Annotated in this window: 23 protein-coding genes and 1 pseudogene; 2 read left to right on the top strand and 22 right to left on the bottom strand. The window is 42.4% G+C overall.

Annotated features, from left to right (window positions below):
- Positions 1-15: 15 nt before the first annotated feature.
- Together C5Z26_RS10590 and C5Z26_RS10585 are read right to left on the bottom strand one after the other, a co-directional pair.
- A complete protein-coding gene (locus C5Z26_RS10590) occupies positions 16-1,152 on the bottom strand; it encodes a glycosyl hydrolase family 8 (protein ID WP_105449914.1) in 1,137 nt (378 codons plus the stop codon).
- Positions 1,153-1,173: 21 nt separating this feature from the next.
- A pseudogene (locus C5Z26_RS10585) lies at positions 1,174-2,572 on the bottom strand (FAD-dependent oxidoreductase).
- A 297-nt stretch (positions 2,573-2,869) separates the two neighbouring features.
- On the opposite strand from C5Z26_RS10585, the gene C5Z26_RS10580 reads away from it, so the two are divergent.
- Positions 2,870-3,550 (top strand): EAL domain-containing protein, encoded by a 681-nt coding sequence (locus tag C5Z26_RS10580; protein WP_105449913.1) that lies wholly within the window; start codon positions 2,870-2,872, stop codon positions 3,548-3,550.
- A 42-nt stretch (positions 3,551-3,592) separates the two neighbouring features.
- On the opposite strand, the gene galU is transcribed toward C5Z26_RS10580, so the two are convergent.
- The 20 genes from galU to C5Z26_RS10480 all read right to left on the bottom strand — a co-directional run bounded on the left by galU (position 3,593) and on the right by C5Z26_RS10480 (position 23,415).
- Complete coding sequence (galU, locus tag C5Z26_RS10575) at positions 3,593-4,510, bottom strand: UTP--glucose-1-phosphate uridylyltransferase GalU (RefSeq protein ID WP_105449912.1); 918 nt, start codon at positions 4,508-4,510, stop codon at positions 3,593-3,595.
- 39 nt (positions 4,511-4,549) lie between these two features.
- Positions 4,550-5,566: an NAD(P)H-dependent glycerol-3-phosphate dehydrogenase gene (locus C5Z26_RS10570; protein WP_105449911.1), complete on the bottom strand. Its 1,017-nt coding sequence runs from the start codon at positions 5,564-5,566 to the stop codon at positions 4,550-4,552.
- A gap of 17 nt (positions 5,567-5,583) precedes the next feature.
- Positions 5,584-6,432 carry a prolipoprotein diacylglyceryl transferase gene (lgt, locus tag C5Z26_RS10565; RefSeq protein WP_105449910.1) on the bottom strand — a complete coding sequence of 283 codons (849 nt, stop codon included), beginning with the start codon at positions 6,430-6,432 and terminating at the stop codon, positions 5,584-5,586.
- A 15-nt stretch (positions 6,433-6,447) separates the two neighbouring features.
- Positions 6,448-7,398: an HPr(Ser) kinase/phosphatase gene (gene hprK, locus C5Z26_RS10560; protein ID WP_105449909.1), complete on the bottom strand. Its 951-nt coding sequence runs from the start codon at positions 7,396-7,398 to the stop codon at positions 6,448-6,450.
- A gap of 146 nt (positions 7,399-7,544) precedes the next feature.
- Positions 7,545-7,910 (bottom strand): phage holin family protein, encoded by a 366-nt coding sequence (locus C5Z26_RS10555; protein WP_105449908.1) that lies wholly within the window; start codon positions 7,908-7,910, stop codon positions 7,545-7,547.
- Positions 7,911-7,924: 14 nt separating this feature from the next.
- Entirely contained in the window at positions 7,925-8,248 is a 324-nt protein-coding gene (locus C5Z26_RS10550) for a PspC domain-containing protein (RefSeq protein ID WP_105449907.1), read from the bottom strand.
- Positions 8,249-8,348: 100 nt separating this feature from the next.
- On the bottom strand, positions 8,349-9,023 hold the full coding sequence (gene phoU, locus C5Z26_RS10545; protein WP_105449906.1) for a phosphate signaling complex protein PhoU: 675 nt from the start codon (positions 9,021-9,023) through the stop codon (positions 8,349-8,351).
- A gap of 12 nt (positions 9,024-9,035) precedes the next feature.
- The gene (gene pstB, locus C5Z26_RS10540; protein WP_105449905.1) at positions 9,036-9,791 is read right to left on the bottom strand and encodes a phosphate ABC transporter ATP-binding protein PstB; all 756 of its coding nucleotides are present in this window, start codon (positions 9,789-9,791) and stop codon (positions 9,036-9,038) included.
- An 11-nt stretch (positions 9,792-9,802) separates the two neighbouring features.
- On the bottom strand, positions 9,803-10,615 hold the full coding sequence (gene pstB, locus C5Z26_RS10535) for a phosphate ABC transporter ATP-binding protein PstB (RefSeq protein WP_105449904.1): 813 nt from the start codon (positions 10,613-10,615) through the stop codon (positions 9,803-9,805).
- A gap of 13 nt (positions 10,616-10,628) precedes the next feature.
- Positions 10,629-11,513, bottom strand: coding sequence for a phosphate ABC transporter permease PstA (pstA, locus tag C5Z26_RS10530; protein ID WP_105449903.1), 885 nt, complete (start codon positions 11,511-11,513; stop codon positions 10,629-10,631).
- Positions 11,503-12,432: a phosphate ABC transporter permease subunit PstC gene (gene pstC / locus C5Z26_RS10525; RefSeq protein ID WP_105449902.1), complete on the bottom strand. Its 930-nt coding sequence runs from the start codon at positions 12,430-12,432 to the stop codon at positions 11,503-11,505. Before pstC ends, pstA begins: the two co-directional genes overlap by 11 nt.
- Positions 12,433-12,442: 10 nt before the next feature.
- On the bottom strand, positions 12,443-13,318 hold the full coding sequence (locus C5Z26_RS10520) for a phosphate ABC transporter substrate-binding protein PstS family protein (RefSeq protein WP_105449901.1): 876 nt from the start codon (positions 13,316-13,318) through the stop codon (positions 12,443-12,445).
- Between the two features lie 168 nt (positions 13,319-13,486).
- The gene (gene pnpS / locus C5Z26_RS10515; protein WP_105450179.1) at positions 13,487-14,881 is read right to left on the bottom strand and encodes a two-component system histidine kinase PnpS; all 1,395 of its coding nucleotides are present in this window, start codon (positions 14,879-14,881) and stop codon (positions 13,487-13,489) included.
- On the bottom strand, positions 14,874-15,599 hold the full coding sequence (locus tag C5Z26_RS10510) for a response regulator transcription factor (RefSeq protein ID WP_105449900.1): 726 nt from the start codon (positions 15,597-15,599) through the stop codon (positions 14,874-14,876). Before C5Z26_RS10510 ends, pnpS begins: the two co-directional genes overlap by 8 nt.
- A gap of 5 nt (positions 15,600-15,604) precedes the next feature.
- Positions 15,605-16,780, bottom strand: a complete 1,176-nt coding sequence (locus C5Z26_RS10505) for a PDZ domain-containing protein (RefSeq protein WP_105449899.1) — start codon at positions 16,778-16,780, stop codon at positions 15,605-15,607.
- A 178-nt stretch (positions 16,781-16,958) separates the two neighbouring features.
- A protein-coding gene (gene prfB, locus C5Z26_RS10500; RefSeq protein ID WP_105449898.1) for a peptide chain release factor 2 occupies positions 16,959-18,075 on the bottom strand; the annotation gives its coding sequence in 2 pieces (ribosomal slippage) (positions 16,959-18,002 and positions 18,004-18,075; 1,116 coding nt in all).
- Positions 18,076-18,168: 93 nt separating this feature from the next.
- Positions 18,169-20,532: a preprotein translocase subunit SecA gene (gene secA / locus C5Z26_RS10495; RefSeq protein ID WP_105449897.1), complete on the bottom strand. Its 2,364-nt coding sequence runs from the start codon at positions 20,530-20,532 to the stop codon at positions 18,169-18,171.
- A gap of 194 nt (positions 20,533-20,726) precedes the next feature.
- Positions 20,727-21,293, bottom strand: coding sequence for a ribosome hibernation-promoting factor, HPF/YfiA family (gene hpf, locus C5Z26_RS10490; RefSeq protein ID WP_105449896.1), 567 nt, complete (start codon positions 21,291-21,293; stop codon positions 20,727-20,729).
- A 132-nt stretch (positions 21,294-21,425) separates the two neighbouring features.
- Positions 21,426-22,100 (bottom strand): ComFC family protein, encoded by a 675-nt coding sequence (locus tag C5Z26_RS10485; RefSeq protein WP_105449895.1) that lies wholly within the window; start codon positions 22,098-22,100, stop codon positions 21,426-21,428.
- Entirely contained in the window at positions 22,063-23,415 is a 1,353-nt protein-coding gene (locus C5Z26_RS10480) for an ATP-dependent helicase ComFA (RefSeq protein ID WP_105449894.1), read from the bottom strand. The genes C5Z26_RS10485 and C5Z26_RS10480 overlap by 38 nt, the downstream gene beginning before the upstream one ends.
- Positions 23,416-23,482: 67 nt before the next feature.
- Between C5Z26_RS10480 and C5Z26_RS10475 the strand changes: the two genes are divergently transcribed.
- A complete protein-coding gene (locus C5Z26_RS10475) occupies positions 23,483-24,124 on the top strand; it encodes a YigZ family protein (protein WP_105449893.1) in 642 nt (213 codons plus the stop codon).
- The last annotated feature ends 21 nt before the right edge of the window (positions 24,125-24,145 follow it).

The following is a 24,145-nucleotide window of genomic DNA, read 5'->3' as shown; positions in this document are numbered from 1 at the left end:
CTCTGTCCATCGCCTTTATTTAAAAGCGGCATTCAAAGCAGTTAAATTGCTGTAAGAGTACGCCTGGTGCGTTTTCGCATCACCAATGCCGCCAAATATGGCTGACGTTGAGGTTGTCACTTGTAACCGCCAGACTTGCCGCATTGCTTGTTGATAATGTGGTCGATCATGTACCGCTGCAAAAATCATGGCCGCTAATGCATAATTGGCCGCTGATTCACCGTTAACACTAACCGTGCCAGTTGTCGTATAACCATTAGCCAAATTACGTTGTTGCAATCGTTGTACTAACCAGTGTTGACTGGTTGCTTTAAGTTGACCTACTTCGGCCAAATGCAATAACGTTTCCAAGGCTTCAGAGGTATTAAGCGATGCATCACTATACTGGCTAGTCGTCCATTGATAGTTCTTAGCATATAGCGGGAATACATCGCCTAGATAACCACCTTTGACCACCGTTAATTGATGTTGATAGGCTGTACGACCGGCTTTACTGTTTTGTTCAAAATATTTTAATGTTTGTAAATCGAAGTAAGCTAGACTCCCCGTTGTGGCCGCTTTACCAGTCTTCATATCATAATAATCAACCAGATGACCATCCTTAATACTGGTATTAATTAAGGTTTGATAGCGTGCGGTCGCTTCTTGCCGATAATGCGTCGTATGATGCATTTGATCGTACGCTAATAGCGCGCGAATGATCCGTAGATCATCCAGCGTGGCATTAACGCGATAACGTTTTTTAGAACGGGGGTCATAGCGATAACTAAATTGACCATGATCATCGAATGTTTTTTTAGTGGCTTGATAAAAGGTTCGAAACTGGTGCCACTGACTAGTTGTCACTAAATACTGTAACCACATCCCAGCAGATTCGCTCAATAATTCATGCCCCGTAGCGGCCCCAGACGATCGTTTCACCGTATCCACATAGTTGGTATACAACCCTTGCGGCGTCAAAAGTCCACGTTTAATGAACTTAACTAATGAACGCGCCTGTTGTTGATCCGTCGTAGTCGCATACTGACTTTTCAGTTTAAAAGCAGTCGGTGCCTGCGTTGGGGGCTTAACCGTCACTTCTTTTTTACAACCACTTAATCCTAGCAACACTAGCGGCAATAATAGCCACCACCCTAACCACTTGCTATGCATCGTAAGACCCCATTCTACGAGTTACTTGTTTTCAGGATTGTTTAATTTAGCCCAATCACCAATAGCTGTAATCCGCCCTTGTGCATTGCCAGCCTTAGCTTCTTGGTCAACCGCCATTTGAGCGACTAAGTTCAAATAATTGAAGGGATCATCAAAGTTTGGTGAGAATAGCATATCAACAAAGGCTAAATCATCAATGGTATTCCCATTTTGAATAGCTACTGAAACCGTATTGGCTGACTGGGCAACTTCGTGAGGACTCCAGAACTGGGCACCTAAGATTTGCCGATTTTCAGGATTATAAGTTAATTCAATTCTCAATGGATCTGTGCTTGGCATATAACTTGGCCGCCATGTACCATCAAAGACAACTCGTTTAACGGGCATATTACTCATTTTCGCAACTTCATAAGTCAACCCGGTTGTCGCCAACGTGTAATTAAATAACTGCATGGCAGACGTTGCTTGCGTTCCCATGTAAGGTTGGATATTGCCAAAGATATTAACCCCAGCTAAGGCCCCTTGCCGTACCGCATTCGTTGCTAATGGCGTATAAGCTGACCGGCCCGTTGGGTTAAAGTTAACCACACAAGAATCGCCCGCAGCATAAATATCAGGATTAGACGTTTGAACATAGTCATTGATAATGATGGCACCATGTTTGTCCATGTCCACTTGACCACGTAATAATTCAGTCGTTGGAATAAAGCCAGTCCCAACAATCGCTAAGTCGGCCACAAAATCGCCTTGGGCAGTTTCAATGACTAACTCGCCTTTATCGTTCCCAGTAAATGCGGTAACCCGATGATTTAAGAGCACTTTAACGCCATGTTGCTTCAATAAGTCAACCGCTTGGTCAGACATATCTTTGCTAATATAGTGATTTAAGATCTGATCATGTGATTGGAACAAGGTTACTTCATGATTGGTATTGGCATAACTTTCAGATAATTCAGTCCCAATATAACCAGCCCCAACAATCGCAATCCGTTTGTTATCTTTAGCGGTTTTATAAATTTCCTGTGCTTGTTCATACGTTTTGCACAAGAGAACTTTCGATTCATCAATCCCAAAGATTGGTGGCACAGCAACGGATGACCCAGTTGTCATAATGGTCATCAAAAACCTGACCTGTTTCCATATCTGCAACTTGCATCGTCTTAGCGGCTGCATCAATTTTAAGCACATTATGCTTTGTCTTGACTTTAGCGCCCGCTGCTTCCAATTCTTCTGGTGACGCATAAAACATATCTTCTAGCTTATTCACCTTACCACCTAAATAAAGGTAAATCCCACAAGATAAGAATGAAATGTTATCGTTACGTTCATAAATCGTCACTTCTGATTCTGGATGATTCTTTAAAATTTGATTTGCTGCCGCTGTTCCGGCATGGGTACACCCAACAATTACAATTTTCATACTAAATATTCCTCCACAGAATTAATTTATTTGTCACAAATACGTTGATACAGACCAACTTAATTATAACCGCTTTTTCAATTAATTTATATCCGGATTTGTTAAAACACCCACATTATTTTAATATCGACGTAAAAAAAGTTTAGATATCGCTTTCAACCATTCCCACCCTTGCTTAAACCCATCGCTCAATTGAAAAAAGGCGAGGCCTTCGCATTCCACTAAATCATTATTTGGTATACTATGTAACTTAGGGGTAATTTTACTGAACATAATTTGAACGTAAGGGGCCAGTGTATGTATCGCTATTTTATTCAACCACAATTAAATAAATTCAATAATTCTTTGATTGGTTACGAAATGCTTATTCGTTACCGTGAAACCGAAGCAGATCGTTGGACACTACCAGCAAACTTTGAAGCCATTCCAATTGATGTGCAAATTGATTTATTGAAGGCAACCGCTAGTGAGTTGTCTTTGAAGATTGGATCAGTTTCTATTAATTTCAACCGTAAGCAATTTTTAACACCTGCGATTGCGGCCGCCGTAATTGACGCCCAAGCTAAATTGTTTCCGGTTAAAGTGATTGTTGAAGTAACTGAAGAACCTGATGAAGAGGCCTATTCACTAGCTGATATGCAAAAGCAAATTGAATTAATCAAAGCACATGGGTTAGAGTTTAGCCTAGATGACGTTGGTACTGGGATTAACGTCTTTGACCATATTAAGCCATTGCTTGGTTACGCTGAAGAAATTAAATTTGCCATGCAAAACTTCCGTAAAGAAGAGCGAACTGATGAAATTCCAGCACAACTAAAGTTCTGGAATAATGTTGCCTTAGAACATGATGCCCGTCTAATTCTTGAAGGGGTCGAAGATGACGCTGAGGATCAATTGGCGGATAATTTAAATATTCCACTTCGCCAAGGGTATTATTACGGCAAGCCACATCTTTTCAAGCTTAAATCTGACCGTTAAAAAAAATGATCCAGCTGATTTACTCAGCTGAATCATTTTTTATTATTTCGTAGTTTTTTTCGTAGCAGGTTTATTAGCATCCGCTTTGGTTAACTTAGTCCCCAAATCTTTAATATAGGCCCGTAAATCATCCTTAACATCGGGATGGGTTAACCCATATTCAATCGTCGTCTTTAAGTAACCAAACTTGTAGCCAACATCATGACGCGTCCCTTTAAATTCATGGGCGAAGACACGTTGCGTTTTATTCAACGTATCAATAGCATCGGTTAATTGGATTTCATTACCCTTACCTGGCTTTTGATGTTCTAAGACATCAAAAATTTCAGGAGTTAACAAGTAACGCCCAATAATCGCCAAATCACTAGGCGCATCTTCGGGACTTGGCTTTTCAACAAAGTTATTCACATTGTATAAGCCAGGCGCTTTTTCGCTTTCAGGATTAATAACCCCATATTTCGAAACATCATCATGCGGCACCTTCATCACAGCTAAGGTTGAGGCGTGTGTTTGATCATAGCTATCCATTAATTGTTTCGTCAATGGTACTTTGTCTTCCATCAAATCATCACCCAGCATGACAACAAAAGGTTCGTCCCCAACGAAGGCTTTAGCCGTTAAAACTGCATCACCTAAGCCACGGGGATGTGATTGCCGAATAAAGTAGAGGTTAATATCAGTCGTTTCTTGAACGAGTTTTAACATTTCTTCCTTGTGCTTAGCCCGTAAATTATCTTCCAGTTCTGGATTTGAATCATAGTAGTCTTCGATACTCCGCTTGCTCTTACCCGTAACAATCACAATATCTTCAATACCAGACTTCCGTGCTTCATCAACGATGAATTGAATCGTTGGCTTATCAACAATTGGCAGCATTTCCTTGGGCATTGCTTTAGTAGCTGGTAAGAAACGAGTTCCTAAACCAGCGGCGGGAATAACTGCTTTTCTAACTTTAGACATTTGGACATCCTCCTAAGAATAATGAAATAAAATGATAACCTATTGAATTTCAGGTTTCCCCTCACGTTGCATTAATTGAGGAATAACTTGCTTAATATCGGCGCCATTATACAAAACATCATAGATGGCTTCGGTGATTGGCATTTCAATCTGCTGTTGTTGGGCTAATTCATAAGCTGCCTTGGTAGATGGAATTCCTTCAATCACCATTCCCATAGTTGCAACGACCGTCTTCAAATCTTGACCAGCGCCAAGTTCATTACCGGCCCGCCAATTACGTGAATGCACACTTGTAGCAGTTACAATTAAGTCACCAACACCCGATAACCCAATAAAAGTTAACGGTTCAGCCCCTAATGCTACACCCAAGCGGCTAATTTCAGCCAATCCACGTGTCATCAAAGCAGCTTTGGCATCATCACCATAGCCCAAGCCATGTAACGCACCGGCACCTAATGCAATAATGTTTTTCAGGGCAGCGCCTAATTCAACCCCAATCACATCGTGGTTCGTATAGATTCGGAAATAGTCATTCATAAAGAGTTGCTGTACCAGCTTAGCAGCCGCATCGTTGGCGCTTGCCGCTGTAATTAACGTGATATCACGTTTAGCAACTTCTTCCGCATGACTAGGACCAGATAATACCACAATTGCTTGCCGAAGATTGGCTGGAATTTCTTCTGCCAATACTTGTGACAACCGCTTATGAGTCTCTAATTCTAAGCCTTTGCTAGCGTGAACAATGATCGGCCGTTGCCCAGTTGCTTGTAACACCGCTGTGACTTGTTGTGCCACACTGCGGATGGCCTTGGTTGGTACGACGAACAGAATCACCGCAACCCCATCTAACGCCGCCTTCAAATCCGTATAAGCCGTTAACGACTCCGAATAATGAAAACCATGGACATAGCGTTCATTCGTATGCTGATCATTTAGTTCAGCTGCTTGCGCAGCCGAGTTAGACCAGAGCCGTACCTCATTTCCATTCTCATCTAATAAGTTCGCCAAAATACTGCCCCATGAGCCAGCACCTAGAACGGCAACTTTTTCTGTCATTCAAATATACCTCTAATCTACTTATTTTCGGTGGCAATTTTTTGACCAGAACCATCAAGGTACCAACGATTCTCGGTTAATCGGCGTCGACGCCAAATAATCAAAGTCAAACTACCAATAAATAATACCACGGATAAGGCCTGTGAAATACGGATGACGCCAAATAACATTAAAGAATCTGTCCGCATCCCTTCTGTAAAGAAGCGTCCAAATGAATACCAGGCAACATAGGTCAAGAAGACTTCACCTTGTTTGTAAAGTCCTTTTTTATGTCGCGTCGTCATTAATACGACGAATCCGAGTAAATCCCAAACCGACTCATATAAAAACGTCGGTTGCCGATACGCACCGTTGATATACATTTGAGAAATCAACCACTGCGGTAAATGTAACCCTTGTAGAAAGCTAAGACTAGTCACCCGGCCAAAAGCTTCCTGGTTCATGAAATTACCCCAGCGACCAATTCCTTGGCCCATAATGACAGTTGGTGCCGCAACATCTAACATTAACCAAACGGGGACAAACCGTGATCGGCAAAATAGAATCACCACAATTGCCGCACCAATTAAGCCGCCATAAATGGCAATACCGCCATCCCAGATTCGGATAATTTCACCTGGATTTTGGCTATAATAGGACCATTGAAACCCAACATAATATAATCGAGCCGCAATCAAAGTAAACGGTAACGCCCATAAAATCATATCGTAAATATCATCTGGTCGAATACCACGCCGCAGACCTTCGCGCACGGCCAAAGTCACCGCAATAATAACGGCACTTGCAATAAATACGCCATACCAATGAACCTCAATTGGCCCTAATCTTAACGCAATCGGGTTTAACGCCCCCAAGACGAGTTTCACGCTGTCGCCATCTCCTTAATGCTTTTCAGAATCATGGGCTGAATTTTCTTTGATTAAGGAATTCAAATTGTCATCAAACACCTTAGTCGCATCATAACCCATGCTTTCAGCCCGAAAGTTCATCGCAGCTGCTTCAATAATAATGGCTAAGTTACGCCCAGTTTTAACCGGAATAGACACTTCCGGCACTTCAACATCAAAAAACTTACGCGATGCTTCGCCATTTCCTAGTCTATCAAATTGCTTATCTGGCGTCCAATTCTCTAAGTGAACAATTAAATCAATATCAGTATCTTGGCGGACTGCTCCGGCACCGAACAAGTTCATCACGTCAATAATCCCAATCCCACGAATCTCAAGAAGATGGTTTAAAATCTTAGGTGCTTCCCCAACTAGGGTTTGTTCATCTTGTTGATAAACATCCACTCGATCATCCGCAATCAAGCGATGCCCCCGTTTGACGAGTTCCAAAGCCGTTTCACTTTTCCCGACCCCTGAATCACCAGTAATTAAAACCCCTAGCCCATAAATGTCGACTAAAACACCATGAACTGATTGGCGTTCAGCTAATTTACCTTCCAAGTAATTGGTCATATTACTTAAAATTCGCGAAGAAGTCATCTTAGTCCCTAAGATTGGTACCTTGTTCTCATCACCAGCCTGAACAAGCTCAGCGGGTACGGGTAATCCCGTAGAAACCACAAAAGCTGGCGTCGTTAATTGACACATCTTCCGAAAAATCATTAACCGTTCATCGTGGCTCATATTCTTTGAATAAGCGGTTTCAGTTTTTCCTAACAATTGTACCCGTTCACGCGGGTAGTAGTTAAAGTAGCCCGTTAGTGCTAAGCCAGGTCGTGAAATATCACTAATTGTAATTTCTTTATCTGCTAGTAGCTTGGCGCCATGGTAAACATCCAAGCGGGTATTTTTCACTAAATCGGCAACAGTTACACTTTCTGCCAAGTTAATCCCTCCCAAATTATTCAGCTATAAAAAAAAGCCAGTGGCATTGTCCAAGATTGCTATTGCAATCTTCTTTCAAGCCGCTCGCACTTTTTTGACTGAAAATGGATCATTCCTATCTGTTAATCTTAGCACTTTAAAGCGCTTTATTCACCATTTACATCACGCTTAGCTAAAAAATTAGAAACAATCACATTTGCCAAGGACATTAAAACCGACACTAAGACGGCCATTCCAAAACTGGAAAATCCAAAACTGGTTTTGCCGACAAAATAAGACGTCAGTTGGAGCATCAAACCATTGATCACAATACTGAATAACCCTAAGGTCAATAACGTAATCGGTAATGATAATAACAGTAGCACGGGTTTAACCGCTGCGTTTAAGACTGCTAAAACAAAACTTGCCAATAAAGCAATCCACACATTGGCAACATGGAAATCACTCTTAAAAAAGCCAGCAATGGCAATAAATAATACGGTATTAATTATAATTCGTTTCCAAAAACCCACTCACTATCACTCCATTAATCTTGGTGGCGCGGCTCATCTTCTTCATGGACGTTATGAATTTCTTTACGTCCTTGCGGTTGCTGCGTAGTTTGTGATGACTGCCCTGTAGCTTGGCGCATCTGATCAAAAAAGCCAGATTGCTTAGGCTGACTGGGAATAATGGTCATTAGGACTAAGTACAACAAAATCCCAAAACCATGTGACGCAATTGTCAGTAACACAAATAACACACGCAATACGGTAGCATTCCACTGTAGATAGGCGGCAATGCCACCCAAGACACCGGCGACGACCCGATTGTTAGATTTAGTTAGTTTACGATTAGTTTTAGTCTTCATAATTAGACCCCTCACATAAGTTTAGTCTAATTACATTCTACTAATTGTAAAAGCAGGTTGCAAACTTGATGGACCGGCTTTAGAAATTATTTATGAATCACTAAACTAAATTCGAACTTTCTGGATTCAATTCTATGATTTTTCCGGTATTCAAGTAAACGATCCATTCACCAACATTAGTGACCAATGCACCGATTCGTAACAAATAACTCGCAACATTAAGATAATCGGTCGATCCAATCACAGTTTCTGGATGGCGTTCCATCTTCGAAATTCCTTTTTCGTTGATTTTATCGTACATTTCACCAACTTTAGCATCCTTGGCCGCAACTTTACGGGCTGCCAAATCATCGCTTTTAACATAGGCCGCTAACATCTCTTCGACCATTTTACGGACCCGATTCCCCATCTCAGATAACTGCGCTTCAATTTCAGGGACGCGTACATGTCCTTTAACCCGAATCGTCGCATGTGCAATGTTCCGGGCATAATCAGCCATCCGTTCTAATTCTGAAACAGCCTTTAAAATCGTTACAATTTCACGTAAATCAGAAGTGACAGGTTGGTATAAAGCAATCATTTCAAATGATTTTTGTTCCAACTCAACTTCACGTTCATTAATTTTGGCATCATTATCAATGATTTCTTGGGCTAAATCACGATCATGGTCAATAAAAGCTTTCACCGCTTTTTCAATGGTTTCACTAACCATCATTCCCATTTCAGTGAAATTAGCATCAATATCATTTAATTCATCATCAAATAGTCGTCGCATGGTTTTATCCTCCTAACCAAATCGGCCTGAAATATAGTCATTGGTTGCTTGCTTAACTGGATTCATGAAAATCTGTTTCGTATCATTTACCTCAATTAACTCACCGTTCAAGAAAAAAGCGGTCCGATCAGAAATTCGTGATGCCTGTTGCATATTATGCGTAACAGTTATGATAGTGTAATCATGCCGTAAATTCAATAGGGTTGTTTCAATCATATGGCTTGAAACTGGGTCCAACGCACTGGTAGCTTCATCCAAAAGAATAATTGCTGGTTCAACCGCCAGCACTCGTGCGATACAAATCCGTTGCTGTTGACCACCTGATAGGGATAGCGCATTGACATGTAAGCGATCTTTGACTTCATCCCAAATTGCCGCTTGTTTCAAGCTTTTTTCAACGGCGGCATCTAACGTTTCCTTATCTCGAACCCCGGCCAAACGTAAGCCATAAACAACATTCTCGTAAATTGAAAAGGGAAAGGGATTAGGCTGTTGGAAAACCATCCCGATTTCTTTTCTTAATTGGACCGTATCCGTCGTCGGCGCATAAATATTCGCCTGATTAAAGACCACCTCACCAGTAATCGTCACATTAGGAATTAAGTCATTCATCCGATTCAAGCACCGTAAAAACGTTGATTTACCACATCCTGATGGTCCGATTAAAGCTGTAATCCCTTTGGTTTCAAAACTAAGGTTAACGCTCTTCAACGCCTCTTTCTTGCCATAAAAAAGTGATAAATTTTCTGTCTTTAAAATTGTACTCATTAACTCGCCTCCTAGCCAAAATTACCAGAGATATAATCATTTGTCAGATCAACTTTTGGATTGGTGAAAACGTCACCCGTTTCAGCATATTCCAAAACTTTACCGAGATTAAAGAACGCCGTGTAGTCACTAATCCGTGACGCTTGTTGCATATTATGAGTCACAATAATAATTGTATAATTTTGCTTTAGCTCCAACAAAGTATCTTCAATCTGACTCGTTGAAATGGGATCCAAAGCACTAGCCGGTTCGTCCAACAATAAGATATCAGGCTTAATCGCAATTGCCCGGGCAATGCACAACCGTTGTTGTTGCCCACCAGAAAGCGCCAAAGCACTCTTATTTAAATCATCCTTAACTTGATCCCACATGGCTGCCTGCCGTAAAGACCGTTCGACAACTTCATCTAGTTCTTGCTTGTTCTTCATCCCACGTTGTCGTAATGCAAAGGCGATATTTTCATAAATTGATTTGGCAAAGGGATTAGGCCGCTGGAAAACCATACCAATATGGCGCCGCATCTCATAAACATCAATCGCATTACTATTAATGTCTAGACCTCGATACATAATTTGGCCCTTAACCGTGGCAATTCGATCATTCATGCGATTCAAAGACCGCAAATAGGTTGATTTCCCTGAACCAGATGGCCCGATCAGCGCACTGATCTTATACCGTTCAAATTGTAAGTCACCTTCTGAAATTGCTTCTGACTTCCCATAGAACACGTGTAAATCTTGCGTTGAAAGTGCAATTTCATGTGCTTTTTCATCGAACTTCATAATATTTCGTTGATCTGTCGTCATCATTGTTGCATCTGCCATTAAAAGGACCTCCTTATTCAGCGGTTAAATGTTTATACAAGCGTTTTCCAAGCCAACGGGCTAAGAAGTTAAAGAGTAAGACTGCAATAATCAGCACGGCTGAGGCGCCCGCTGAGACCGCCTTAGCATCCGGCATAATCCCTTCAGAATTAATCTTCCAAATATGCACGGCCAAAGTTTCAGCCGGGCGCAACGGACTTAAGGGACTACTAATATTAAATGGATTCCAATCACTGAAATTTAACGCTGGCGCACTTTGGCCTGCCGTATAAATCAACGCTGCGGCCTCGCCAAAAATCCGACCGGCACTTAAAACAATCCCGGTAATAATACTTGGCAACGCTGCAGGCACGACAATCTTGGTCACCGTTTCCCAACGTGATAATCCTAAAGCATAACCAGCTTCACGTTGACTATCAGAAATATTAGCTAACGCTTCTTCAATACTCCGCGTTAGAATTGGCAGATTAAAGACAGTGAGTGCAAATGCCCCTGACAGGATTGAAAAGCCTAACTTAAATTGAACCACAAAGAACAAATAACCGAACAAGCCAACCACAACTGAAGGCAGTGAGCTTAAAATTTCAATGGTCGTTCGAATCAAGCTAGTAAACGTATTTTGACTTGCATATTCATTCAGATAAATTCCTGCTCCCAACGAAATGGGCAACGAAATCAGTAATGCCAAGAACAGCAGATAGAATGAATTAAAGAGTTGAATACCAATCCCACCACCGGCTTCAAATGAAAGCGACGGTGAGGTTAAAAAATGCCAGGAAATTTCTGGCACCCCTTGGACTAGGATATAACCAAGTAAAGCCACCAAAATAATTACAACTAAAGCAGCAACGGCATATAAGATACCGGTAGCCAGCTTATCCATTCGTTTAGCGTTCATTATTTAGTTTCCCCTTTCGTCCAATATAGCGAATCACTAAGTTAAAGAACAGTGACATGAGCAATAACATCATGGCTAAGGACCACAACGCATTATTTTGTAAGGAACCCATAACTGTATTCCCGATTCCCATGGTTAAGATACTGGTTAACGTTGAGGCCGGTGAAACTAAATTATGCGGCAGCAAGGTCGCATTCCCAATCACCATTTGTACAGCTAAAGCTTCCCCAAAAGCTCGAGCCATCCCAAAAACAATGGCCGTTAACATACCGGGGATTGCGGCTCTCAAAACCACTTTATACGTGGTTTGCCACCGAGTCGCACCTAATGCTAGCGAAGCTTCGCGATAATACCTTGGGACGGCATTTAGCGCATCAGCACTCATCGATGTGACCGTTGGTAGAATCATAACGAATAGGACAAAGGTCCCGGATAGTATCCCATACCCACTGCCACCAAAAGTACTTCTTACAAATGGCACGACAACTTGTAAGCCGATGAACCCATACACAACGGAAGGAATCCCGACTAATAATTCCGTAACTGGTCGCAAGATTTGGGCCCCGCGCCGTGGTGAAATTTCAGTCATAAACACCGCCGTCCCAATGGCAAATGGCGTCGCAATCAAGGCCGATAAAATTGTGATTAGAAACGACCCAACTAACATTGGTAACGCCCCAACTGCTGGCTGGCCATTGGTCCCAACGGTTCCTGGATTCCATTGGGTTCCACTTAGAAACTGCCAAAAATTAATGTGATTTTGAAAGAAGGTTGCTAGCCCCCGTGATGCGACAAAGTAGAAAATCAAGAACACGACGACAATAATCAATGCCAAACAGGTCAAACTGATTAGCTTACCGCGGCGTTCGATTTTGCTCGCAACTGATTTTTTTAAGAGACTTGCCCGAATTTTATCCATGCGCTCCTCCTTATTTCACGGTCGTAATTTTACCGGTCGCACTTCGCTGAACCTGCATATCATGAACCGAGATATAACCTAACTGTTTCACTAACTTTTTCTGAACAGCGGTCGATAGAATATAAGTAATAAATTTTTTTGTTAATGGATCTGGCTGTAAACTCGTATATAAATGTTCATATGACCAAATTCGCCACTTATTCCGGCGGACGTTAGCTTCTGTCGGTTGCACCCCATCCACGGTAACCGTCGTCACTGACGAATCTAAATATGAAAAGGCAACGTAGCTAATCGCACCGGGTGTACTGGCGACAATCGACCGCGCCAAACCTGAAGAATCTTGTTCTTGAGATTCAGCACTCTTGTGACCATTGAGCGCATACCGCTCAAAGGTCTTCCTGGTTCCTGATCCTTGCGCCCGATTAATCAAGACAATCGGCAAGTTTTTACCGCCAACTTGACGCCAATTCGTTAATTTACCAGTAAAAATCTGGTCTAATTGATGTCTAGTTAAGTTAGTAATCCCGGTCTGCTTGTTAATAATTGGGGCAATCCCAACCACGGCAACTTGATGATCTTTAAGCCTACTCGCCTGAATTCCGGCTTGCTCTTCAGCAAAAATATCAGAATTACCAATCGCAACAGCGCCAGATTGGATTTGGCTTAGACCCGTACCAGAGCCGCCACCTTGCACATTAATAAAAATCCCGGTATGTTCAGAACTATATTGTTCACCAGCCGCTTCAACTAAAGGCTGTAATGCGGTGGAACCAACTGCGGTGATTGACTCGCCAGCGTTGGTTTTAACTCGGTAAGTGTACCCAAGCCCCACTAACACGCCAATCAGAATCAGTCCTAGTAATTGGATGACCCGACTTTTCTTCATAACAAAATACCTCCTACCCATGCTCAATATCTATAATACAAAGTTTTTGTAAATACTTAATAGACGTTTTGTAAAGATTGTGTAAATGTCAAAATATTTTGAACTGTTAGACCTGCTTGCTGACTTAAAAAAGGCCGAAAAAAAGAGCCTGGGTTCTATATCCCAAGCTCACTCAGTTACTTTGATAGGCAATGCAACCGTCATTGTAGTGCCAACCCCGCGTTGACTAATCACCGTAATTTGCCCGTGCATCGCATTAACCAGCTCTTTTACGATCGCTAATCCAAGTCCCGTGCCACTAACGACTTGTTGCGAACGCGATGGACTGACCCGATAGAAGCGTTCAAAAATGCGTTGCTGATTATTCGCACTAATACCGATACCGGTATCCTGAACCTTTAAAATCCATTGCTTATCAGTGCTAGTAGCACTGATAATTACAGTCCCATTTTGGCGATTATACTTAATTGCATTCGACAATAAGTTTTTAACAATTTGGCTCAACTTTTGCGCATCAGCCACCACGGTCATCGCTGGCTCAAGGTGACTGGTGACAACAATATTTTTTCGTTGAAAGGCCTGCTGCAATACCGCCAATTCTTGATCAACTAACGGCTTTACTTGCACAGTCTGGATTGATAAGTTAGTCATATTTTGTGCCCGAATTCGTGACAATGACAAAACATCTTGAATCAAATCAATCAACCGTTGACTCTCATCGGCAATAATTTTTAAAAATTGATCCAACGTTGCGGGATCATCTTTTGCGCCACTGATTAATGTTTCAGTAAAACCAGCAATTGCTGTAATTGGCGTCTTCAACTCATGACTGGCATTACTAACAAAGTCATCTTGCATCTGTTCAATCATATAAACCTCAGTGATATTGTAGAGCATTAAGACAATCTGAAAGTGTGACCGACTATTTTGAATATAAACCGTGGTTGCTTCGACCACCTGCGTATTAGGTGCTGGCGTCAACGTAATCGTCGCCCGCTGATTTTTTTTAGTCGTAATCGTCGCTTCAATCACTTTTGTCAAAGCATACAGTTGAATATCTTTTGTATAAAGGTGCGCTACCGAATTAATTGACTGTTGTAGCAATTCACTCATTGCTGGATTCGACAATTGCACCTGTCGATGATGATCAATCACCATCACGCCAATTGGCAAATAGCGCATAATCATCATTAATTCTTTTTCTTGTAGCTCCGCTCGGCGCGTCTGATTGCGCTGATAAGACTCTAACTGATTAACAGCTTGCGATAAACTATACAGTGGATCATTCTCCGGCAATAAAATATGCGGTGGAAACTGCTGACTGCTCATTTGTCGCAATTTAGCTTCCATTCGATCGATTGTCTTTTGCCGTTCATGTTGTTGAAACCAAACAATACTGGCCTCAATAATCGCCAATAAGATAATGGCTAACATGAGTAGCCCGACTAATTGCCATGACCATTGAATCGGTGAAAAATGTTGCAGCACGACCAAGCCGATTAACAACGTCAAAATATTTTCTAACGTTAACAGACGCATCGTTTGCTGCCACTGATTATGCATGCTCATCACCAACGAACTCGTAGCCAAAACCACGCACAGTTCGAATTAATTGTGGATTTTTAGGATCTAGTTCAATTTTTTCACGTAAATGTGAAATATGAATATCTACAATTCTGGTTTCACTCGCATAATCATAACCCCAGACATGATTCAAAATAGCTTCACGACTAAGCACCCGACCCTCTCGTTCAATAAAATAAACCAGTAATTCAAACTCTTTAGGCGTCACACTAATATTTTCACCATTACGCGTTACCCGATACTTATCTTGGTCAATTTGTAACTCACCAATAGTGGTCATCGAGCGACTGGTCGGTGCCGCAGATACTGGCACCACTGCTGGCTTATCGGCTGGTGTCATCCGCCGAATCACCGCTTTAATGCGGGCCAACACTTCTCGTGGCGAAAATGGCTTCGTGATATAATCATCCGCACCCAATTCCAAACCAAAGACCTTATCGAATTCATCACTTTTTGCCGTGACAATAATGATTGGCGTTTGAATCTTTTCTTGCCGTAACCGTTTTGTCACTTCCATGCCGTCTAATTTAGGCAACATTAAATCTAACAAAATACACGTAAACGGTTGTTGCATACTCAAAGCTAACGCCGCCGCCCCATCGGTAGCCGTCACAACCTCATAACCAGCTTGTTTTAAGTTATATGATAATAACGTTACGATTGCTGGTTCATCATCTACCACTAAAATCTTATCCATGGTCGTTAATCCTCCTGATCAGTGAATAACACAATTCCTAACTCATGTGGTGCCCCATTATAAATCGCTGTTTCAGTTATAATTAATTCCTGTTGTCCATTACGCACTTTTAAGTGAACGTAGGTTGGATTCTTTAACAATGCTTCATAAAATTGTGTCTCAGTATGCACGGGTTGACGATTACATTCTAAAATAATATCGCCAACCTTCAAATTAAGTTTATCTGCAGGTGTGTGACGCCGTAAGCCAATCACCCGCACACCCTGGTCAGTATCCGAAAACCAAAATTGTTGGTGTTGATCATGATAACGATGTTGCGCTAAACTCAACCAAACTAGAATTACGATGCCACCAATTAAGCCAACACCCCATTGCGGACTCAGCGTGACCAACTTAGCGCCAATAATAATAACCAACCCGATTAAAGCTATCCAGCTATAGCGCGTTGCTAAACGGTGCCACGCCACAGCTGGCGTTTGCTTATAAGCTTGTACACTCACACCAAGTAATAATGGCAATAAGAGCAAACCGAAGCTTTGATGACCGACTTGAAAAACTGGCCACCAACTAAACGTCGCATGTACCCAATCACCGGGAATCAAAACACCGACTGGTAAGACCAACAACTGTTGCCACCGATACCTTACGATTCGTTTGCCACGTTGATCAGGTCGAACTTGTGGTGAAGCCACTTGCGTTGAACGGCGTGTCAATAAAAATGCCGTACTTGCCAGTAATAATACAACTAGCACCAGCCCACTAAGCACCACACCACTGCTCAGCGTCATGGTGGTGATCCCTACTCGTTTAAGCTGATGTCCTATCAACGTCACTTTAGGATTAAGTCCCCAATAAAGCAACCAACTAAGTCCAAAAACAGTTATTGGCATTAAGCCAAAAGGAACTACCAACAAACTAATCACGGCAAGCCCTTCATAAATCAAGACCCAAACTGGTGAGACCACCAATCCTAAAACTAGACTAATCACAGTCGCCGCTAACCCTAGTAAGATCCCATATTTAAAGAAATTTCGCGTTTCAAAATAATGGGCATCAATGGCACTGCCAAACGTCTGTCGCTCATAGCTGACCCGTCGCCGGGCTGACAAATAACATCTAATCAAGCCAACCCAAACTAACGGTTGTACCAAGAATAATTCCAAGACCTTTAATACCTGCATGTGCGTTACTCCTAACGTTGAACTCTGAAATTAGTATAGCATTTTTACTGGTTCAGACCAATCTTGTTTGTTTCCATTAATGGCCGCTATTAATACGTTTATTCTTAATAATTATAATCCTAATACTCAAAAAAACACTAAAGCAACCATTGACATCGGTCACTCTAGTGTCTTACCCTTACTGTGGATTTTTTTGAGCTAGCTTCCAGCGTAAATAAGCATCAATAAACGGATCTAAATCACCGTCCATCACACCTTGACCATCATGCGACTCATAGCTCGTCCGATGATCTTTGACCATCGTATAAGGATGGAAAACATAGGATCGGATTTGTGATCCCCAACCGATTTCTAGCTGTTCACCTTGAATGGCGGCCCGTTTTTTAGCTCGTTCTTCTTCAGCCCGTTCATATAGCTTGGCCCGTAACATGTTCATCGCCGTCTGTCGATTTTGTAACTGCGAACGCTGGGCCTGACTAGCGACTACAATTCCAGTTGGTAAGTGGGTAATCCGAACAGCTGATGACGTTTTATTAACATGCTGCCCACCAGCACCACTCGCGCGATAAACATCGACTTTTAAATCATCCGTCCGAATATCGACATCAACACTATCATCTAATTCTGGCATCACATCAACACTGGCAAATGAGGTATGCCGCCGGCCAGCGGCATCAAATGGTGAGATTCGAACTAGCCGATGAACCCCTTTTTCAGAACGCAAATAGCCATAAGCATTATGACCGCTAATGAGTAACGTCACACTCTTAATGCCAGCCTCATCACCAGCCTGATAATCAACCGTTTCAACGGTGAAATGATGACTCCCAGCCCAACGTGTATACATCCGCAACAACATGGCACCCCAGTCTTGCGATTCAGTTCCCCCAGCACCTGGGTGAATTTCCAAAATAGCATTATTCCGGTCGTAAGGCCCATCTAGTAGTAGATTCAACCGATATTGCTGTAAATCATGCTGGGCTTTTTCAAAATCAGTTTCGAATTCGGCTTGCATCTCAGCATCTGGTTCTTCATTCAGTAACTCATAAGCTACAGCTAAATCGCCAACTTCATCAGCTAACTGCTGATAGGCATCGAACTTTCCTTTTAAGGCATTGTTCTCATCAATAACCGTCTGTGCAGTTGCCTGATTATCCCAGAATCCTGGTTCAGCCATGCGCGCTTCATTTTCATGGATGCTTTCATTCAAAGCATCTAAGTCAAAGTGACCCCCTAAAGTCGCCGACAGCACTCTGCATTTCTTCAATTAAATGTTTATATTCACTTAACTCCACAAAGAACCCTTCTCTCAACTTATTTTTAAGTTATTTTTTTGCAAAAAACGTAGTTGGACCAACCCCAACTACGCCTTTAACTTGCCTATTTAATTAACGTTGGATATTTTGCCGAATTTCAGACTTCATGAAGAGCCGGGTAGTATCGTAATCGATATCTGCAACCATCTCTTCAAACATTCGGTAACCATCCCGTTGATATTCAACTAACGGATTCAATTGCCCATAGCCACGTAACCCAATTGATTGTCGAAGTTGATCCATCGCATCAATATGATCAGTCCAATGGGCATCAACTACCCGTAAGATAACCACTTTTTCAAATTCTAGCATTTGACCAGCATCGTAAAGTTGCTTCGTCTTATCAGCATAAATCACATCAACGCGTTGCATTAAGTAATCTTCAATTTCAGCTTGCGTCTTATTTTCTAAATCTGCAACACTGATTGAATCTTCTTTAACCATCGCCGCTTGTGCAAAATCAACAATAGCCGCTAAATCCCAGTCTTTTTGATCCCCTTGTGTGTGCAATTGCACCGTCCGTTCAATGGTTCGTTTGACCATTGGCATAATAACTGGTTTAAGGGACGTTTCTTCCATGATAACTTGTTGACGTTCACCGTAGATAACCTCACGTTGTGCCCGCATAACATCATCATATTGCAACACATTTTTCCGTGAATCATAGTTATTTCCTTCGACCCGCTTTTGCGCCGATTCGACTTGTCGCGTAATCATCCGTGATTGGATCACTGCATCATCATCTTCAACATTCATTCGTTGCAAGAAGTTCTTAATCCGTTCTGAACCGAACCGCAACATCAAATCGTCTTCCAATGATAAATAAAATTGTGACATACCAGGATCACCTTGACGCCCTGAACGACCACGTAACTGATTATCAATCCGTCGAGATTCATGGCGTTCGGTCCCAATAACCGCTAGTCCACCAAGTTCTTTAACACCTGGTCCTAACTTAATATCAGTTCCCCGACCAGCCATGTTGGTGGCAATGGTTACGGCACCACGTTGACCAGCATTGGCAACAATATCAGCTTCTCGTGCATGGTTCTTCGCATTTAAAACCACGTGAGGAACGCCCGCATCGTCTAAACGTTGTGACAAATATTCAGACGTTTCAACCGCGACCGTCCCAATTAACATTGGTTGCCCTTTTTCATAAAGCGCCGTGATTTCTTTAACAACCGCATTGAACTTACTCCGTAACGTTGGATAGAGTAAATCTGAACGATCATCACGAACCATTGGTCGGTTAGTTGGAATACTAATAACTTCCATGTTATAAATTTCGCGGAATTCTTCTTGTTCTGTTTTGGCGGTCCCAGTCATCCCAGAAAGCTTTTTATACATCCGGAACAAGTTTTGGTACGTGATGTTAGCCATCGTTTTAGTTTCTTCTTGGATTTCAACATGTTCTTTGGCTTCAATCGCTTGATGTAAGCCATCCGAGAACCGGCGCCCATCCATAATCCGACCCGTAAAGGAGTCAACAATCATCGCTTGACCATCTTGAATCACGTAATCTTTATCTTTTAACATGATATAGTTGGCACGTAAGGCTTCATCTAAGTAGTGATTTAACGCCGTATTATCCGTATCATACAGGTTTTTTAAGCCGAAATACTTCTCAGCCTTACGAATCCCATCATCCAATAAAGCAACTGTCTTAGATTCCAAATCAACTTTATAATCAGTTTCCTTGGTTAAGGTCTTGGCAAACCGATCGGCCCGCTTATACATCCCAGTGGTGCCTTCAGACTGTCCTGAAATAATTAAAGGCGTCCGGGCTTCATCAATTAAAATTGAATCAACTTCATCAATGATCGCAAAATTCAATGGTCGTTGAACCATGTCTTCACGATAAACCACCATGTTATCACGTAAATAATCAAACCCAATTTCACCATTGGTTGAATAAGTGATGTCTGAATTATAAGCAGCACGCTTTTCTTCCGGCGATTTGTCAGCACCATTAATGCCCACACTCATGCCTAACCAATTGTAAAGTTCACCCATTTCAGTGGCATCACGGGCTGACAAGTATTCATTAACCGTGACCACATGCACACCGTCGCCAGAAATTGCATTCAAATAAACCGGCATGGTAGCCGTTAAGGTCTTCCCTTCACCAGTCTTCATTTCGGCAATATCACCTTGATGTAACACAATACCACCTAAGATTTGTACGTGGAACGGATATAACCCAAGCACTCGCTTAGCGCCTTCACGGGCGGTAGCGAATGCTTCCGGGAGTAAATCATCAAGTGATTCACCCTCCTTGTATCGTTCACGAAATTCCGGTGTTTTAGCTTGTAAGTCAGTATCACTTAACTTGGCATATTCGTCAGCGTAAGTTTCGACTTGATTCGCTATTTTGTCAAGACGCCGAATGACGCGCTTGTCGCTTTCAACCCAGCGTTTTAAAATGTTGGCCATTTCCGTATCCTCTCCAAATAATAATTCTTAATTACTGTTACTTTAGTCTATTTTCAAAATAAAATACCATCTGTCATTTTACCATTTTTTGAGGTCAATGAAAACCACACGCTGTCAATGAAACCGATACCGACCGTTTTATTTGTAAAATAAAAGAACTGGTCAGCGACCAGTTCTTGATTTACGTCTTGATATTATTGATCGTCGCCGGTTTCAATCAAACCATAGCGGCCGTCATTACGCCGATAAACGATGTTAATGCCGTCAGTTTCTGCGTCTTCATAGATAAAGAAATCATGACCTAACATGTCCATTTGTAAAATGGCTTCTTCATTATCCATTGGTTTCAAAGAAACCCGTTTCGTACGCACAACATCCAACTTATCGTCCTGATCATTATTAGCAGCTGCAACGGTTTCGTCAGTCGCTGCAAAATCAATCGCTTTGAAGCCCTTTTCGCGGGACTTCCGGTTGACCTTGGTCTTATACTTGCGAATTTGGCGTTCCAACTTGTCGGTTACCAAATCAACGCTCGCATACATATCAGGAGAAGTTTCTTCTGCCCGGAGAACTAAATAGGGAAGTGGAATGGTTACTTCAACTTTAGCAGTTTTGTCCGGATGAATTTTTAGATTCACGTGGGCAATTGAGTCAACGTTATTGTCAAAGAATCTTTGTAATTTACCCACCCGTTTTTGAACATAGTCACGAATAGCTTGTGTCACTTCGATATTTTCACCGCGAATATTAAAATTAAGCATAGATCTTCTCTCCCTTCACACACATTACTGTGTACCCAAAGTAATCAAAGGACCACTCTTCTATTACTTTGCTTGATTTCATTATAATAGAAAGCGCTATAATAAACAATCTAAATGCGCCTTTCATTATAATTATCGTGATAAAGTTAACCCAATCACCTGTTTAGCGCCACTTTCTAACAACAAATCGGCTGCATGCCGAATGGTACGTCCAGTCGTATACACATCATCGACAATTACGATGGTCTGGCCCTGAAGCTTAGGTGTCGTCGGACTTAAGACAAATGGTTGCGGTGTTGCTAAACGGTCCTCCCGAGTTTTTGCCGATTGTGCAATCGTTTTTGCGACCGCCGCCGTCTGTAACCAGCTCTGATTTTCCCCATTAGCTAGCCAGCCGGTCACTTGATTAAAGCCGCGTGTTAACATCGTCGCCGGTGTCACCGGAATCGTCACCATAAGCGTTGGTCGCAACTGAGCTAACCGCGCCTGTAACACTGCGGCAAAGACTTGCCGTAACCGAAAATCACCTTTAAATTTATATTGCTTAAAGTATGCTTGCATTGCAGAATTATATTCAAATAACGCCTGATTATAAAAATCAGGCTGATTCCAGCGTTGACAGTCACGACATGGCGTCCGCGTTGCCTGGGCGCGGCCACAACTTAGACAAGCACTAGTGGCCATTATCGGCTGAAATTGTTGCCAACATGCCACACAAACAACCGGTTGGACTAGTGGTCGCCAACTTAATAGCCAGGGCAAAGTTAAGTTAGGGTGTAACGGCCGTTGACACAGTAGACAGTTCATTTAGTAGGCGCCGCCCTTTCCGATTAACTTGTTTAATTTGGCGTTGGGCTTGTTTGACCGGTCGTGCATAGCTGCTACAAATAAAACGCACTAAGCCAGTCGGCCGCTCTTTTGACCGACCGACACGCCCCGCAATCTGAACTAACGCTGCCGTTGAAAAAATCGTATCATCGGCGCCTAACACAATCACATCAATACCAGGAAACGTCACTCCACGTTCCAAAATCGTCGTCGTAATTAAATATTGTACCGTCGCCGAACGCATCTGCTGAACTTTCGCCAACCGGTCAGGATCAGTAGAATGCACCGTTAAACCGGTCAACTCCGGAATATTTTGTTGCACGGCCGCTTGGACTAATGCCAATTGACTGACTCGCGGCACAAACAATAAAAATCGACGCTGCGTCTGCGCATATTCCTGTAACCAGCGTCGTAATACCGTTGGTAACTGGCCGTGTTGAATTTGGCGCCACCAATTTGGTCGTAAGGTGACCTTAATGACCGGTAATAAATGCTGATGAAACCGTAGTGGCAAATAACTGATACTTAACTGATGTTGCCGGACTTGACGTAGCAACGCTTGACTAGGGGTGGCCGTCAGATATAATAAAGCTCCTGTTGATTTTAAAGCTTGGGTCACGGCATAGGTCAACCGGGGATTAGCAGCAAAAGGAAACGCATCTACCTCATCAATAATTAACACATCAAAAGCCGCTCGAAATCGCAATAATTGATGCGTGGTACAAACGGTCAATTGACAATACCGATAAGGCTCGGTTTGACGACCATGTAGTAAAGCAATATCCAAGCTAGCAAAGGCCGCTTGTAACCGCGGATATAGTTCCAAACAAACATCAACCCGTGGTGAAGCCACTGCAACGCGCAGGCCTTGCGCTAATGCCCAAGCCAGCCCTGGAAACAACATTTCAGTCTTGCCGGCCCCCGTAACTGCCCAAAGTAAATGACGTTGGTGTGTTGCAAACTTAGCCTGAATAGTTGCCGCACAAGCAGTTTGTTGCGGAGTTAACGTCCCCGTCCAAGTTAATTTAGGCCGATTAGGAAAGTCATTGGGTTCCGGAATGTGATACAGTGAAGTTAAGGTGCTAATCCGGCCTAGATTTAAACACTGGTAACAATAATAGTGTTGATTAGGTAACTGAGCCCATGCACGCTTTAATCGACTATGACAACGTTGACACTGGACTAAGCTAGCCGTCACTTGCATACTCATTAAACGTTGCGTATTAACTGGTAAGTCACTAGCCTGAGCGACCGTTAAATTAAGCTGACGACCATATAACTCATTCGCTTGCATTGCTTCATCCCCCTTACTAGTCAATTACGCGTTCACAATTAACTTACTTTAAAGGAGCTGATTTATTTTGACCGTGCCATATTACACGATTGCTCATGATTTTATTTTTGAACAAACGATTAAAAAATCACGTTTTATTGTTCATCTTTATCGGCTAACGGATGAAACCATGGTTCAAGCTAAGCTAGCCACTGTGCGCGCTGAAAATCCCAAAGCCAACCACCATTGCTTTGCCTATCTGCTCGGCGCCGATGACCATATTCAACGCATGAGTGATGATGGTGAACCAGTTGGGACGGCTGGAGTCCCAATTTTAGAAGCTTTGAAGCTAAATCAGGTCCATGATGTTTTAGCTATTGTCACCCGTTACTTTGGTGGTATTAAATTGGGCGCTGGTGGCCTAATTCGAGCCTACAATGGGACTCCTGCACAAGCCATTCAACAGGTTGGCAAAGTACAACGAATTTTACAAACTAAGTTAATCATTAAAATTGGCTACCATCAGCTAGATCGCCTTAATCATTATCTCAGTCAACAACAGTTAGTTACGCTCACGACAGATTACGGCGTTGGCATTAGCTTGACCATTGCCGTTGACACTGCTCAGTTAGCGACGACACAGGCGGCCCTCACTAACTTATTAAGTGGCCAAGTCACTTTGACGACGCAAGGTGAACAATTTAACGAAGTTCCCGTTAAAATGACCTAAGCCGACCAACATTTCCCACAC

Source organism: Lactobacillus sp. CBA3606 (assembly GCF_002970935.1).
In the GTDB taxonomy this organism is placed as follows: Bacteria; Bacillota; Bacilli; order Lactobacillales; family Lactobacillaceae; genus Lactiplantibacillus.
The sequence above is the reverse complement of the archived record's forward strand: the minus strand, read 5'-3'. Positions and strand labels throughout refer to the sequence as shown.

What these genes read in the sequence shown, in the direction of transcription:
- hpf (WP_105449896.1), bottom strand. Translation starts at nt 21,293, where the DNA reads ATGCTTAATTTTAATATTCGCGGTGAAAATATCGAAGTGACACAAGCT.
- pstC (WP_105449902.1), bottom strand. Translation starts at nt 12,432, where the DNA reads ATGGATAAAATTCGGGCAAGTCTCTTAAAAAAATCAGTTGCGAGCAAA.
- C5Z26_RS10570 (WP_105449911.1), bottom strand. Translation starts at nt 5,566, where the DNA reads ATGACAGAAAAAGTTGCCGTTCTAGGTGCTGGCTCATGGGGCAGTATT.
- C5Z26_RS10485 (WP_105449895.1), bottom strand. Translation starts at nt 22,100, where the DNA reads ATGAACTGTCTACTGTGTCAACGGCCGTTACACCCTAACTTAACTTTG.
- pstB (WP_105449904.1), bottom strand. Translation starts at nt 10,615, where the DNA reads ATGGCAGATGCAACAATGATGACGACAGATCAACGAAATATTATGAAG.
- pnpS (WP_105450179.1), bottom strand. Translation starts at nt 14,881, where the DNA reads ATGCATAATCAGTGGCAGCAAACGATGCGTCTGTTAACGTTAGAAAAT.
- pstA (WP_105449903.1), bottom strand. Translation starts at nt 11,513, where the DNA reads ATGAACGCTAAACGAATGGATAAGCTGGCTACCGGTATCTTATATGCC.
- phoU (WP_105449906.1), bottom strand. Translation starts at nt 9,023, where the DNA reads ATGCGACGACTATTTGATGATGAATTAAATGATATTGATGCTAATTTC.
- secA (WP_105449897.1), bottom strand. Translation starts at nt 20,532, where the DNA reads ATGGCCAACATTTTAAAACGCTGGGTTGAAAGCGACAAGCGCGTCATT.
- C5Z26_RS10580 (WP_105449913.1), top strand. Translation starts at nt 2,870, where the DNA reads ATGTATCGCTATTTTATTCAACCACAATTAAATAAATTCAATAATTCT.
- C5Z26_RS10480 (WP_105449894.1), bottom strand. Translation starts at nt 23,415, where the DNA reads ATGCAAGCGAATGAGTTATATGGTCGTCAGCTTAATTTAACGGTCGCT.
- C5Z26_RS10590 (WP_105449914.1), bottom strand. Translation starts at nt 1,152, where the DNA reads ATGCATAGCAAGTGGTTAGGGTGGTGGCTATTATTGCCGCTAGTGTTG.
- C5Z26_RS10505 (WP_105449899.1), bottom strand. Translation starts at nt 16,780, where the DNA reads ATGCAGGTATTAAAGGTCTTGGAATTATTCTTGGTACAACCGTTAGTT.
- C5Z26_RS10510 (WP_105449900.1), bottom strand. Translation starts at nt 15,599, where the DNA reads ATGGATAAGATTTTAGTGGTAGATGATGAACCAGCAATCGTAACGTTA.
- pstB (WP_105449905.1), bottom strand. Translation starts at nt 9,791, where the DNA reads ATGAGTACAATTTTAAAGACAGAAAATTTATCACTTTTTTATGGCAAG.
- C5Z26_RS10550 (WP_105449907.1), bottom strand. Translation starts at nt 8,248, where the DNA reads ATGAAGACTAAAACTAATCGTAAACTAACTAAATCTAACAATCGGGTC.
- galU (WP_105449912.1), bottom strand. Translation starts at nt 4,510, where the DNA reads ATGTCTAAAGTTAGAAAAGCAGTTATTCCCGCCGCTGGTTTAGGAACT.
- C5Z26_RS10520 (WP_105449901.1), bottom strand. Translation starts at nt 13,318, where the DNA reads ATGAAGAAAAGTCGGGTCATCCAATTACTAGGACTGATTCTGATTGGC.